Origin of the sequence: Streptomyces sp. NEAU-sy36, assembly GCF_013423905.1 — a bacterium.
Taxonomy (GTDB): Bacteria; Actinomycetota; Actinomycetes; order Streptomycetales; family Streptomycetaceae; genus Streptomyces; species Streptomyces misionensis.
In genome coordinates, this window is sequence record NZ_CP058977.1 from 7,173,494 (window position 1) to 7,186,098 (window position 12,605).

Below are 12,605 nucleotides of genomic sequence, written 5' to 3' on the forward strand. Positions count from 1 at the left end.
TCACGCCACCGCGACCTGGGAGATGTCCAGCACGCCGGTCCAGTCGCTGATGACGATGTTCCGGACGTCCTTGCCGTACAGGCGCTTGTAGACCGGGTGGAACAGCGGCACCACGAGGGCCCGCTCGCCGATCTTCCTGTCCAGCGCGCCCCAGCGCTTGGCGGCCGCGTCGAGGTCGGTCAACTTGTTGATCGCGTCAATCTCGTCATTGACCGACTTGTCGTCGAGCCGGCTCGCGTTGAAGTTGGCTCCGTTCTTGACGATCTGCCGGCCGTCGAAGATCGGGGCGAGGAACGGACCGCCGGAGGGCCAGTCGGCGCCCCAGCCGGCGAGGAAGAAGCCGGGCTCGGTCTTCACGTTGTGCACGGTGTCCCGGTAGTCGTTGTCCTCCAGGCCCTGGAGCTTCACCGTGATCCCGGCCTTCTTGAGCGCGTCCTGGAGGGCGGTGGCGATCTCCGGGCTGGTCGCGAAGTCCTTGGCGTTGGAGTGCGTCAGCGTGACGGTGAGCCCGTTCTTGTAACCGGCCTGCGCCAGCAGCTCCCTGGCCTTCGCCGGGTTGCCGGAGGGGCCGGCCGGGAACGGGTCGTACGGCGTGTAGCCGAAGGACTTCTGGTTCGGCAGGAAGGTGGTGGCGGGCTCGGCGAGCGCGCTGCCGCCGGCCGCGTTGACCACCGACGAGCGGTCGACGGCGTAGGCGATGGCCTCGCGCACCTTGGGGTTGTCGAAGGGCTTCACGGCCGGGTTGAACGCGATGTAGTTCGTGTAGCCGAAGTGCCCGGTGCCCACCCGCGCGGCGAGTTCCTTGTCACCGGTGACCTTGGCGAGTTCGGCCGGGCCGAGGTTGGTGTCCGTGGTGACGGCGGCGGCGTCCGCGCCCTGGGACGCGGACAGCCGCTGGTTGATCACCGAGGAGTCGAGCCCGGAGCGGACGTCGATGGTGTCCGGGTAGGCCTTGCGCTGGTCGTCGGTGGCCGCGGACCAGTGGGGGTTGCGCTTGAGCAGCACGTGCTCGCCGTCGTTCTCGTTCTCGACGACCTCGTAGGGGCCGGACGAGACCGGGTGCTCCTCGTACTTGGTGCCCGTGTCCTTGCTCCTGGGCACCGGTGCGAACTGCGTCTGGGTGGCCAGGAACGGGAACTCGCCCTCGGGCTTGTTCAGATGGAAGACGATGGTCCGGTCGTCGGGCGTCTCGATCGCCGACAGGCCCTTCTTGTCCTTGTACGGCCCCTGGTAGTCGGCCGCGCCGGCCAGCCAGTCCCGCAGATAGGGGGCGCCGCCGGAGAGTTCGGGGGCGAAGGAGCGCTCGATGCCGTACTTGATGTCGGCCGAGGTGATGGGGGTGCCGTCCTCGTACGTGAGGCCCTTCTTCAGGGTGTACGTCCACACGGTCGCGTCCTTGCTGGGCCGCCCGGTGTCGGTGGCCAGGTCCGGCACGACCCTGGCGCCGTCCGCGCCGTTCGCGCGGTTGCGGGTGGTCAGGGTGCGGAAGACCAGCGAGGGGACGTTCCCGCCGCCGGAGGTGTACAGGCGCGCGGGGTCGAAGTCGGTCTGCGGCTCGGAGTTCAGGACCGTGAGCGTGCCGCCCTTGTGGGGCGTGGAGTCGCCACCGGAACCCTTGGCATCGTTGTCCTTCGGGCCGCAGGCGGCGGCGCCCGCTGCCACGACCAGGCTGACGGATGCCGCTGCCACGCGGCGCGCTATGACGGACGGTTGACGCATCGGAATGACGACCTCTCGGGGCTGGTTCGAGGATTTCTCGAATGGTGAGACGTTTGGACGAGGATCGAGACGTCCATGGACAGACGTCGCCCCGGGCGCCGGGTCGTCGAGGAGTCCGTGACCGGGGGTCACGGACGGGAGAACGGGAAAAGGTCGCGACGCGAACGCCAGGGGGGCGGCGTCAGCGACAGTCGATGTCGGCCACGCAGAGTGCGGTCACGCCGATCAGCGCCAGCTCGATGGCGGCGCTGCAGGAGACGGCATGACGGGACGACATGCGCAGAAATATGAACGAACTCGCAGCTCATGTCAATGTGACATAAGCGGGCGAGGTCAACTCCTGGGATACGGCCAGGCGTTGGGCAGGCAGTGGATTCCGTCGTGGTCGAGGAACTTGGTCTGCTGCTGCATGACCGGCGCGAGTTCGCCGTTCTTCTGGCAGGTGACGTGGTTGTGGCCGAGCCGGTGGCCGACCTCGTGGTTGATCAGCATCTGTCGGTACATGTAGATCTTGTCGCCGTATGTCCTGCTTCCCTGGGCCCAGCGGTAGGCGTTGATCATCACGCGCTGGGTGGCGGCCGAGTCGCAGGAGACGTTGTCCTCGGTGGTGTCCAGGCCGGACTTGGCGCACCAGGTGGCCGTGGTGCCGGGGCTGGCCAGGGTGATCACGAAGTCGGGCTTGCCGGAGGAGATCCGCTCGAAGGTGCGGGCGCCGCCGTGCGCCCAGCTCCGGTCGTCGTTCAGCGTCTTCTGCACGGCCTGCGCGAACAGCGCGCCGTCCAGGCCCATCCCCTGCTCGATGTCGACCCGGTAGCGGTACTTCTGGCCCGTGCCGGGCGCCTTGTCGAAGCCGGGGACCGTGTCGAACTTCCCGGAGCCCTTCAGGGTCGCGCTCAGCGGATACGTCCGGTCCATCTTCTGCTGGTACGTCAGCGGCGCGGCGCTCGCCGGCGCGGAGGGACGGCCGCCCGCGTCGCCCTGGTCGGGCGCGGACCGGCCCGGCGCGGCGGCGTCGCCCCGCCCCTCGGTCACCTGTCCGGCGACGACCACCGCGAGCACCGTGGTGACGGCGGCCGCGGCGATGCCGGTGAAGGTCCGCCCCTTGCCGCCGCGCTGGGCGGGTACCGCCTTGTCCTTGTCCTTGCCCTTGTCCGCGCCCGCTGCGACGGCCTCGACGCGCTCGGCCGGCTCCTCCTTCGTACGCGTGGCCCCGGGTCCGCCGCGGCCCCGGCCGCCGTCGCCGTCGAAGGCGTCCAGGTAGTCCTGGCGGGGACCGCGCCCGGCCGGACCGCCCGGGCCCGCCTGCCGCTGCCGGGGCAGCACCGCACCAGGCGCGCCGGTTCCGGCCCGCCCCGCGAAGTCGCCCCAGCCGCCGCCGGGTTCACGCTGTTCGGGGTGTCCGCCACGGGCCGCGGCGGCACCGGGCACGCCGTGGGGCGGGGTGCCCTCGGGAAAACGCGGCACGCCGTGGGCCGGAGTCCCCTCCGGCGAGCGCGGCACACCACGGCCCGGAGTCCCCTCCGGCGAGCGCGGCACCCCACGCGCCGGAGTCCCCTCCGGCAGGCGCGGCACCCCGTGGGCGGGCGTCGCGTCCGGTCGTCTCCCCGCACCCGCCGGGCCCGGTGCTTCCCGTACACCGGCCCGCCCGCCGGCACCCGCCCCCGGCGCTCCGCGCTCCGTGTCCCGCTCGCTCCTGGCCGCTATGTCCGGACCGTTGTCCTTGGCGGCCGGCTGGGCCGGCCCTCGGCGGCTGTGGCGTCCCACGGTGTGCTTCAGCTCCCCGCTTCCGTACCGTCGGCGGCCCCGCGGCCACCCGTGTCCGTGCTGTCGTCCCCGTCGTCGTCAACGACGGCCCCCCGTCCGGCGTTTCCCTCCGCGTCCTGCTGCTGTGCCAGCAGTTCCCGGAACGCCCGCGCCACCACGTCCGGGTATTCCATCATCGCCACGTGCCCGGCGTCCGGCAGGGTCAGCAGCCGTGAGTCGCGGAAGGCGCGGGCGGCCTTGGCGGACATGCGGTAGCCGACGAGCTGGTCCCGGCCGCCGTAGACGAGCAGCGTCGGGGCGAGCACGCGCTCGGCCTGCCGCCACAGCCCGTGCTGCCCGCCGAGCGTGTAGGCGTTGACGATGCCGCGCGCCGAGCGGGCCATCGCGTCCCAGAAGTACGGCAGCCGCAGCCGCCGCTCCAGCTCCTCGACGGCGTACCGGAAGGCTTCCGGCGACACCCGGCCCGGATCGCCGTAGCAGAGGCCCATGACCCCGCGCACCCGCTGCTCGGCCGTCCACTCCTTGGTGAACCGGGTGAACAGGGCGGCGATGCCGGGCACGCCGAGCAGTCCGGTCGGCACCGCGGTGCGCTGGATGCGCAGCTCCGGCAGGGCGGGCGAGACCAGGGTGAGGGTGCGCACCAGGTCGGGGCGTACGGCGGCCACCCGGGTGGCGACGGCGCCGCCGAGCGAGTTGCCGAAGAGATGGACGGGACCCAGCCCGGCCGCGTCCAGGTAGCGGATCACCGCGCGCGCGTGTCCGGTGACCGAGTAGTCGCCGTCGTCCGGGGGCGGCGAGTCGCCGAAACCGGGGAGGTCGACGGCCTCGCTGTGCACGACACCGTCCAGGTGGGCCATCAGCTCCGACCAGTTCTGCGAGGAACCGCCGAGTCCGTGCACGTAGAGGGCGCGCGGCAGTCCCTCGCGCGCCGGCGGCCGGCAGCGCACCGACAAGGTGACCCCGGGCAGTCCGACCGAGCGCAGCCGCTCCCCTTCGCCGACCCGGACGGGCGCCACCCTGGGGAGCACACTGGCGGCCGGTACGGAAGGCGACTCGGTCGAAGACATGCGGCAATGTTACGAGATGATCACACCGGGGTTCATGTGTTCGCCGTCACAGCGTCCGCCACCGCGCAGGGGACACCCGGTGAGCGAACGGGCGCGTACGGCATGGCATCCGGAACGGCCGCATCCTAGGCTCGTACCGAGGGCACCCGCATGTGGCCCCTGCCGGTTCCAGGGACGTTCTAGGAAGGGAGCCCAACCATGGCCCACGACCCCACCGAGCCCGACACGATCGAGGAGCTGGACGACGAGACGGCCCCCGAGCTGGGTGTCGAGGACCCGGAAGTGGACGCCGTCGAGCAGCAGGCCGACGTCCGGCCGGAGCGCGACGACACGTTGACCGAGGTGGACAAGGACCGGGCGAACGAGGCCGATCTGCTCGAACAGGCACGCGTGGTCTCGCTGGACGAGGACGACTACCGCTGATCCCGGGGGACGCCCGCGGCTTTCGCCGCCGTCCGGTACGTGAAATTCTGCGTTCGCACCGCGCACTCCACGGTTACCGAAAAGTACGATGGCCGCGCGGTCGACACCGCATGTGGACGACTTTGGGAGGCGGCGTGACAGCCATCGAGCAAACTGAGGCAGCACGCCCGCGCGGCACCCGGCTGCCGCGCCGAGCCCGACGGAACCAGTTGCTGGGCGCGGCCCAGGAGGTCTTCGTCGCACAGGGCTACCACGCGGCGGCGATGGACGACATCGCCGAGCGGGCCGGCGTCAGCAAGCCGGTGCTCTACCAGCACTTCCCCGGCAAGCTCGACCTGTACCTCGCCCTGCTGGACCAGCACTGCGAGGCGCTGATCCAGTCCGTGCGCAGCGCGCTGGCGTCGACGACCGATAACAAGCAGCGCGTCCGGGCGACCATGGACGCCTACTTCGCCTACGTGGAGGACGACGGCGGCGCCTTCCGGCTGGTCTTCGAGTCGGACCTGACCAACGAGCCGGCGGTGCGCGAGCGCGTCGACAAGGTGACGAACGAGTGCGCCGAGGCGATCTGCGACGTCATCGCGGAGGACACCGGGCTCTCGCGCGCGGAGTCCATGCTGCTCGCCTCCGGCCTCGGCGGGCTCGCCCAGGTGGTGGCGCGCTCGTGGCTGCACAGCGACCGCAGCGTGCCGCGCGACCACGCGGTGCAACTGCTGGCCTCGCTCGCGTGGCGGGGCATCGCCGGTTTCCCGCTGCACGGCAACGAGCACCACTGAGACCGTTCTCGCACGGTGTTCGCTGATGGCGTTCCGGCCGCAGGCGTGTACGTCCCCTCCCCGGGCTAATGTGTGCAGGTACGGCGCGGAAGATCGCGCACATCACTGACCGTCGGAGGGACATAGCCGTGGAGGTCAAGATCGGCGTGCAGCACGCGCCCCGCGAGATCGTTCTGGAGAGCGGTCAGAGCGTCGAGGAGGTCGAGCGCCTGGTGTCCGACGCGCTGGCCGGGAAGACGCAGCTGCTGACCCTTGAGGACGAGAAGGGCCGGAAGGTCATGGTGCCGACGGACCGGCTGGCGTACGTGGAGCTCGGCGCGCCGACCGTGCGCAAGGTGGGCTTCGGCGCGCTCTAGCACAAGGCCGTGCGAGGGCCCGGCGGCATGCGGCCGCCGGGCCCTCGCACGTCCCGCGTCGCACACAGGAACGACACGGCTCCTCCACAGCGGAGGATTGCGCTCCGCAGGTCACGGGTAAGACGGGCTACGACCGATCAAGCAGACCGGCCGTGGGAGGGACCCCTCGTCATGATCCTGGAAACGCTCGGCGCCGCCGTGCTCGGTCTCCTGCTCGCCTGGGCCGCGGCGGGCCTTCTGGCGCACCGTCTTCCGGCCCGCCCCCTGATCTACTCGACCGCGGTCGCGGGCGCCCTGCTGGGCGACTTCGTCACGCGCAGCGCGCTCGACCCCGGCCCGGCCCTCGTCCCGCTCCTGGGCGCCTTCGTCATCTCGGCGGCGTCGCTGTCCCTGCTGCTGCGCCCCGCACGGGTGCGCCGTTCGGCACCGGCGTAGCGGAGCCCTCTGCGGGGGCGCGCGGACCACGGTCGGCCCGGCGCCCGCGGTCGCGCACTCCCCGGCAACCGCCCCTTCGGAGCGCGCCGCCGCTCAGGCCGCGAGGCCGAGCGCGGCCATCCGCTTGGTGTGCGCCTCCGTGATCCGGGTGAACATCCGGCCCACCTCCGCCAGGTCGAACCCGTCGGCCACCCCGCCCACGAGCATCGTGGACAGCGCGTCCCGATCCGCCACGACCCGCTGGGACTGCGACAGCGCCTCCCCCATCAGCCGCCGCGCCCACAGCGCGAGGCGTCCGCCGACCCGCGGATCGGCGTCGATGGCGGCCCGCACCTTCTCCACCGCGAACTCCGCGTGCCCGGTGTCGTCCAGCACGGCGAGCACCAGTTCACGCGTGTCGGAGTCGAGACGCGCCGCGACCTCCCGGTAGAAGTCGCTCGCGATGGAGTCGCCGACGTACGCCTTGACCAGGCCCTCCAGCCAGTCCGACGGCGCGGTCTGTCGGTGGAAGCCGTCGAGCGCGGCGACGAACGGGTCCATCGCCGCCGTCGGCTCCTCGCCGATCTCGGTCAGCCGGTCGCGCAGTCGCTCGAAGTGGTGGAACTCGGCCGAGGCCATCTTCGCCAGCTCCGCCTTGTCCGCGAGGGTCGGCGCCAGCTTGGCGTCCTCCGCGAGCCGCTCGAACGCCGCGAGCTCGCCGTAGGCGAGCGCACCGAGCAGGTCCACGACGGCGGCACGGTAGTGCGGCTCGGCGGCGGCCTGCGCCCAGTCCTGGGCGGCGACACCGGTCGGCGCGGGGGCGGCGGACGCCTTCTCAGCCTTGTCAGAGCTAGTCATGAGGCGCACAATAGCCCGCTCCGCGCCCCCCTCAAGCCCCTGGCCGCACACTGTGACCACGACTACGTGACCGAATCGGCCATCGCATGTGCGCCGATCCGGGGTATGGTGGTATTGCGCATGCTGAGTGCGTCGGCGGTGTTCGACGTGCCCTGACAGGGCGCACGCATGAGGATGCCCGGTCGGTGGCCCGATCGGCTCCGACCCGACAGCCCTCCGTGGCCGTACGGCTCAACGTACGACGACCGGAGGGACACCCTCAGCGGTACGAGCGCTAGAGCGTCGGCAGAGGTCCCGTGTCATACGGCTTGCCTTGACTGGTTGGCCCGTACGGCAAGCCGACGTCCCCGGCACGGTCAGCCACGACCCCCGCGCTCGCCTCGCACCGCGCCACACAGAAGAGGCAGCACCCTGACTACGACGTTTCGAGACCTTGGGATTCTCCCCGAGACCGCCGAGGCCCTGGAGGCCGTCGGCATCGTCAATCCCTTCCCCATCCAGGAGATGACGCTCCCCGTCGCCCTTTCCGGCACGGACGTCATCGGCCAGGCCAAGACCGGCACCGGCAAGACGCTGGGCTTCGGCCTCCCGCTCCTCGAGCGCGTGACCGTCCCCGCCGACGTGGAGGCCGGACGCGCCGCCCCCGAAGCCCTCACCGACGCCCCGCAGGCGCTCGTCGTCGTCCCCACCCGCGAGCTGTGCACGCAGGTCACCAACGACCTCCAGACGGCCGGCAAGGTCCGTAACGTGCGCGTGCTGGCCATCTACGGCGGCCGGGCCTACGAGCCCCAGGTCGAGGCCCTGCAGAAGGGCGTCGACGTCGTCGTCGGCACCCCGGGCCGGCTCCTGGACCTCGCGGGCCAGAAGAAGCTGGACCTGAAGCACGTCAAGTGCCTCGTCCTCGACGAGGCCGACGAGATGCTCGACCTGGGCTTCCTGCCCGACGTCGAGAAGATCATCGGCATGCTGCCGGCCAAGCGCCAGACCATGCTGTTCTCGGCGACCATGCCGGGCGCGGTCATCGGCCTCGCGCGCCGCTACATGTCCCGGCCCACGCACATCCGCGCCACCGCGCCGGACGACGAGGGCGCGACGGTCGCGAACATCAAGCAGTTCGTCTACCGCGCGCACAACATGGACAAGCCGGAGATGGTCGCCCGCATCCTGCAGGCCGAGGGCCGCGGACTGGCGATGATCTTCTGCCGGACCAAGCGCACGGCCGCCGACATCGCCGAGCAGTTGCAGCGCCGCGGGTTCGCCTCCGGCGCGGTCCACGGCGACCTCGGCCAGGGCGCCCGCGAGCAGGCGCTGCGCGCCTTCCGCAACGGCAAGGTCGACGTGCTGGTCTGCACCGACGTGGCCGCGCGCGGCATCGACGTCGAGGGCGTCACCCACGTCATCAACTACCAGTCCCCCGAGGACGAGAAGACGTACCTGCACCGCGTCGGCCGCACCGGCCGCGCGGGCGCCAAGGGCACGGCGATCACGTTCGTGGACTGGGACGACATCCCGCGCTGGCAGCTGATCAACAAGGCGCTGGAGCTGGACTTCAACGACCCGGTGGAGACGTACTCGTCGTCCCCGCACCTGTTCTCGGACCTCGGCATCCCCGAGGGCACCAAGGGCATCCTGCCGCGCTCGGAGCGGACCCGTGCCGGTCTGGACGCGGAGGAGCTGGAGGACCTGGGCGAGACCGGCGGACGGGGTGCGCGCGGCCGTGGCCGCGATGGCCGTCCCGACCGCTCCGGCGCCCCGGCCCCCGAGCGCGAGCGCGCGGCCCGTACCCCGCGCCGTCGCCGCCGCACCCGTGGCGGCTCCCCGGTGGACCCGTCCGCCGCGGCCCCGGCCACCGAGTCCGCGCCGTCCGTGGAGGAGCCGGCGTCCCCGCGCACCCCGCGCCGTCGCCGCCGCACCCGTGGCGGTGCCCAGGCCCCGGTCGCGGTGACGGCGGAGGCGACCACCGAGACGCCGCAGGCCGCACCCGTGGCCGTGCCCGTCGTGGAGTCCGCCGCGCCCGCCGTTGAGGCGCCCGCCGAGGAGAAGCCGCGTCGCCGACGCACCCGCGCGTCCGCGGAGCGCGCCGAGACGGCCGCGGTCGAGACGCCGGCCCAGGAGGCCGTGGCCGCCGAGGCCGCCGTCGCCGAGGCCCCGGCCGTGGAGACGCAGCCGGAGCCGGAGACCAAGCCGCGCCGTCGCACCCGCAAGACCGCGGAGGCCGCGGTGGACACGGTGGAGGCCACGGAGGCCAAGCCGCGCCGCACCCGCAAGTCGGCCGCCGCAAAGCCGGAGACCGAGGCGGAGGCCCCCGAGGCCGAGGCCAAGCCCCGCCGTACGCGCAAGACGGCCGCCGCCAAGGCGGAGGCCGACGCCCCCGAGGCCGAGGCCAAGCCGCGCCGCACCCGGAAGACCGCGGCGAGCGCCGAGGCCGCTGCGGAGACCGCCGAAGCCGCCGAGGCCAAGCCGCGCCGCACGCGGAAGACGGCCGCCGCCACCGAGGCCGCGACCGACGAGGCCGCCCCGGCGGCCAAGCCGCGCCGCACCCGCAAGACGGCGGAGGCCGCGGTGGACACGGCCGAGGCCGCGGAGGCCAAGCCGCGCCGCACCCGCAAGACCGCGGCCGCCAAGCCGGAGACCGAGGCGGAGGCCCCCGAGGCCGAGGCCAAGCCCCGCCGCACCCGGAAGGCGACCGCCGCCGAGGCGGACGCGCCGGAGGCCGAGGCCAAGCCGCGCCGCACCCGCAAGTCGGCCGCCGCAAAGCCGGAGACCGAGGCGGAGGCCCCCGAGGCCGAGGCCAAGCCCCGCCGCACCCGCAAGACCGCGGCGAGCGCCGAGGCCACCGAGGCGGAGGCCGCGGAGGTGAAGCCGCGCCGCACCCGCAAGACCGCGGCCGCGGCCGTGGACGCGGCCGACGGTGTCGAGCCGGCCGCTCCGAAGGCCCGGCGCACCCGTAAGGCCACGGCGGAGATCCCGGCGCAGGCCAGCGGCGAGCCGGAGACCAAGCCGCGCCGTACGCGGAAGACCGCCGCCGCCACCGAGGCCGCGACCGAGGAGGCCGCCCCGGCGGCCAAGCCGCGCCGCACCCGCAAGGCGACGGCGGCCGTGGAGGCCTCGGAGGCCTGATCCGCGCGCGTCGGCGGCAGTCGATGACGGCCCGGTCCACTCAGGTGGGCCGGGCCGTCGCCGTTCCCGGACGCCTCCCTGCGCACGGCCGGCCGCCCGGCACGCCCGATAGCCTCTCCCCATGAGCATGCCCAGCACCTTCGTCCCGCCCCCCGGCGCCCAGGCGTACCCGCTGCGTACCGCGCGCGGGGAGTTCGCCGTGGTGGACGCCCCCGTCGCGGCGGGTGTGGAGCCGAGGGGGGTCGTCCTGCTGGTGCCGGGGTTCACCGGCAGCAAGGAGGACTTCAACCCGCTGCACGTGCCGCTGGGCGAGCGCGGGTACCGGACCGTGGCCGTCGACGGGCGCGGGCAGTTCGAGTCGGACGGCCCGGAGCACGACGAATCCGCCTACGCACAGGCCGAGTTGGCGCGGGACGTGCTGGCACAGGCCGAGGCGCTCGGCGGGCCGGTGCATCTGCTGGGGCACTCGCTCGGCGGCCAGATCTGCCGCGCCGCCGTACTGCTGGACCACACCCCCTTCCGGTCGCTGACGCTGATGGCGTCCGGCCCGGCCCGGATCTCCCCGTCCCAGCAGGAGCGGGTGAAGCTGCTGCGGGACGCGCTCGCCGTGATGACGATGGCCGAGGTGTGGGAGGCGATGCGGGCCATGGAGGCGCCCGAGGAGACGCGGACGCCCGAACCGGGGGACACCCCGGCCGTGCGGGAGGACATGCGGCGCCGCTGGCTGGGCACGAAGCCCGCCCAGCTGATCGCCACCGGCCGTCAGTTGTGCGCGGAGCCGGACCGGGTCGCGGAACTGGCCGCCCTGCCGCTGCCGTTCCACGTGCTGTCGGGTGTCCGGGACGACACCTGGCCGGTGCCCCTGCTGGACGACATGGCGGTGCGCCTGGGGGCGCGGCGCACGGTCGTCGACGGCACCGAGCACTCCCCCAACACCGAGAGCCCCCTCGAAACGGCGCGCGCGCTCGCCGACTTCTGGGACGCGGCAGACGCGTCCGAACGGCACGCCTAGTCCTGGTCGTGCCGTCAGTACTGCGCTGGTCCTGCTCGCGCCGTCAGAACTGCGCTGGTCCTGATCGTGCCGTCAGTACTGCGCCTGGAGGTGGTCCCAGAAGCCGTCCCGCAGGGCCCGGCGCAGATCCGCCTGGCCGCGCAGGGAGTACTGGAGCAGGCCCTCGGCCTCGACCAGCAGGTCCTGGTCGACGGAGCCGGGCAGGTACGGGTGGCCGGGCAGCAGCTCGACCAGGGCGTCACGGCCCCGGGAGGCCAGCCATTTGGCGGCGATCTGGGCGCCGACGAAGCGCACGTCCTCGCGGGTGGGCCGGGCCCCCGCGCCGGCCTCGTAGGCGGCGGCCGTGCGTCTGGAGACGTAGGGCTTGAAGAACTCCAGGTCGAGGGTGCGCTGGCTGTCGACCTCCCACAACAGCGGCTCGGCCTGGTTGCGGCCCTCGGGCGCCTCGATGCCCCACAGGTGGACGCGGGCGCCGTAGCCCTGGGCCGCCTCGACCGCGGAGACCAGGTCCTCGTCGCCGCCGAGCAGGGCCGCGTCGCTGATGGCGCGGTGCCGGGCGAGTGACTCCAGATCCGTGCGGATCAGCGAATCGACGCCCTTCTGCTGGTTGTTGGCGTTGAGGTTGCCGAGGCGGACCTTGACGTCGGGGAGTTCGGCGATGGTCTGCTGCTCGGCGGTGTGGATGCGGCGCCGGGCGCCGTCGTACCAGTAGACGCGCAGCAGCCGGCTGTCCGCGAAGACGGTGCGGGCGCGGTCGATCAGCGCGTCGATCAGTCCTTCCGCGTCGACGTCGAAGGCCCGGCGGTCCTCGGTCCCGGCGACCAGCCGGCCCGCCGCCGCGTACAGATACCCCGCGTCCACGAAGATCGCGTGTGTCGAGGGTGTCTTCGCCACCTCGGCGAGCATGCGTTCGAGCAGCTCGTTCGTACGGTCGATACGGGCGGCAAGGGGCGCCAGGTCGTCGTTCATCACCTCCATTCTCCTCGTCGTCACACTGTGAACACAACCGGTCCCGATCTGTCTCGAACGATACTTATCAGTCAGTAATTAGATGCGCGAAAAATTTCCTTAGCGTAGGGAATGTTTGTCACCAGCA

At 72.7% G+C, this 12,605-nt stretch carries 12 protein-coding genes; 6 read left to right on the forward strand and 6 right to left on the reverse strand.

Annotation, left to right across the window (positions count from 1 at the left end; all coding sequences use genetic code 11):
* The 4 genes from HZZ00_RS31270 to HZZ00_RS31280 all read right to left on the reverse strand — a co-directional run bounded on the left by HZZ00_RS31270 (position 1) and on the right by HZZ00_RS31280 (position 4,550).
* Positions 1-1,719, reverse strand: a complete 1,719-nt coding sequence (locus HZZ00_RS31270) for an ABC transporter substrate-binding protein (protein WP_180329533.1) — start codon at positions 1,717-1,719, stop codon at positions 1-3.
* Positions 1,720-1,900: 181 nt separating this feature from the next.
* The gene (locus HZZ00_RS39300) at positions 1,901-1,996 is read right to left on the reverse strand and encodes an Ms4533A family Cys-rich leader peptide (protein WP_322734595.1); all 96 of its coding nucleotides are present in this window, start codon (positions 1,994-1,996) and stop codon (positions 1,901-1,903) included.
* A gap of 56 nt (positions 1,997-2,052) precedes the next feature.
* On the reverse strand, positions 2,053-3,483 hold the full coding sequence (locus HZZ00_RS31275) for a DUF3152 domain-containing protein (RefSeq protein WP_374028495.1): 1,431 nt from the start codon (positions 3,481-3,483) through the stop codon (positions 2,053-2,055).
* 8 nt (positions 3,484-3,491) lie between these two features.
* Positions 3,492-4,550 (reverse strand): alpha/beta fold hydrolase, encoded by a 1,059-nt coding sequence (locus tag HZZ00_RS31280; protein ID WP_180329534.1) that lies wholly within the window; start codon positions 4,548-4,550, stop codon positions 3,492-3,494.
* A gap of 198 nt (positions 4,551-4,748) precedes the next feature.
* Here HZZ00_RS31280 and HZZ00_RS31285 point away from each other — a divergent pair, with 198 nt between their 5' ends.
* The 4 genes from HZZ00_RS31285 to HZZ00_RS31300 all read left to right on the forward strand — a co-directional run bounded on the left by HZZ00_RS31285 (position 4,749) and on the right by HZZ00_RS31300 (position 6,540).
* Positions 4,749-4,973 carry a hypothetical protein gene (locus HZZ00_RS31285; protein ID WP_180329535.1) on the forward strand — a complete coding sequence of 75 codons (225 nt, stop codon included), beginning with the start codon at positions 4,749-4,751 and terminating at the stop codon, positions 4,971-4,973.
* A gap of 134 nt (positions 4,974-5,107) precedes the next feature.
* Entirely contained in the window at positions 5,108-5,749 is a 642-nt protein-coding gene (locus HZZ00_RS31290) for a TetR/AcrR family transcriptional regulator (protein ID WP_070026895.1), read from the forward strand.
* Positions 5,750-5,877: 128 nt separating this feature from the next.
* Complete coding sequence (locus HZZ00_RS31295; protein ID WP_046421387.1) at positions 5,878-6,105, forward strand: DUF3107 domain-containing protein; 228 nt, start codon at positions 5,878-5,880, stop codon at positions 6,103-6,105.
* Positions 6,106-6,276: 171 nt separating this feature from the next.
* On the forward strand, positions 6,277-6,540 hold the full coding sequence (locus tag HZZ00_RS31300; protein ID WP_180329536.1) for a hypothetical protein: 264 nt from the start codon (positions 6,277-6,279) through the stop codon (positions 6,538-6,540).
* A 93-nt stretch (positions 6,541-6,633) separates the two neighbouring features.
* On the opposite strand, the gene HZZ00_RS31305 is transcribed toward HZZ00_RS31300, so the two are convergent.
* Entirely contained in the window at positions 6,634-7,377 is a 744-nt protein-coding gene (locus HZZ00_RS31305; RefSeq protein WP_180329537.1) for a ferritin-like fold-containing protein, read from the reverse strand.
* Positions 7,378-7,881: 504 nt separating this feature from the next.
* Here HZZ00_RS31305 and HZZ00_RS31310 point away from each other — a divergent pair.
* Together HZZ00_RS31310 and HZZ00_RS31315 are read left to right on the forward strand one after the other, a co-directional pair.
* On the forward strand, positions 7,882-10,497 hold the full coding sequence (locus tag HZZ00_RS31310; RefSeq protein WP_180329538.1) for a DEAD/DEAH box helicase: 2,616 nt from the start codon (positions 7,882-7,884) through the stop codon (positions 10,495-10,497).
* A gap of 121 nt (positions 10,498-10,618) precedes the next feature.
* Entirely contained in the window at positions 10,619-11,509 is an 891-nt protein-coding gene (locus HZZ00_RS31315; RefSeq protein ID WP_180329539.1) for an alpha/beta fold hydrolase, read from the forward strand.
* A 72-nt stretch (positions 11,510-11,581) separates the two neighbouring features.
* Here HZZ00_RS31315 and HZZ00_RS31320 read toward each other — a convergent pair whose 3' ends face one another.
* The gene (locus HZZ00_RS31320) at positions 11,582-12,487 is read right to left on the reverse strand and encodes an NYN domain-containing protein (RefSeq protein WP_180333779.1); all 906 of its coding nucleotides are present in this window, start codon (positions 12,485-12,487) and stop codon (positions 11,582-11,584) included.
* Positions 12,488-12,605 lie beyond the last annotated feature (118 nt).

Excerpts from the sequence above, each read along its gene's own strand:
- HZZ00_RS31315 (WP_180329539.1), top strand. The coding sequence starts at position 10,619 with ATGAGCATGCCCAGCACCTTCGTCCCGCCCCCCGGCGCCCAGGCGTAC.
- HZZ00_RS39300 (WP_322734595.1), bottom strand. The coding sequence starts at position 1,996 with ATGTCGTCCCGTCATGCCGTCTCCTGCAGCGCCGCCATCGAGCTGGCG.
- HZZ00_RS31305 (WP_180329537.1), bottom strand. The coding sequence starts at position 7,377 with ATGACTAGCTCTGACAAGGCTGAGAAGGCGTCCGCCGCCCCCGCGCCG.
- HZZ00_RS31280 (WP_180329534.1), bottom strand. The coding sequence starts at position 4,550 with ATGTCTTCGACCGAGTCGCCTTCCGTACCGGCCGCCAGTGTGCTCCCC.
- HZZ00_RS31270 (WP_180329533.1), bottom strand. The coding sequence starts at position 1,719 with ATGCGTCAACCGTCCGTCATAGCGCGCCGCGTGGCAGCGGCATCCGTC.
- HZZ00_RS31310 (WP_180329538.1), top strand. The coding sequence starts at position 7,882 with ATGACGCTCCCCGTCGCCCTTTCCGGCACGGACGTCATCGGCCAGGCC.
- HZZ00_RS31300 (WP_180329536.1), top strand. The coding sequence starts at position 6,277 with ATGATCCTGGAAACGCTCGGCGCCGCCGTGCTCGGTCTCCTGCTCGCC.
- HZZ00_RS31285 (WP_180329535.1), top strand. The coding sequence starts at position 4,749 with ATGGCCCACGACCCCACCGAGCCCGACACGATCGAGGAGCTGGACGAC.
- HZZ00_RS31320 (WP_180333779.1), bottom strand. The coding sequence starts at position 12,487 with ATGGAGGTGATGAACGACGACCTGGCGCCCCTTGCCGCCCGTATCGAC.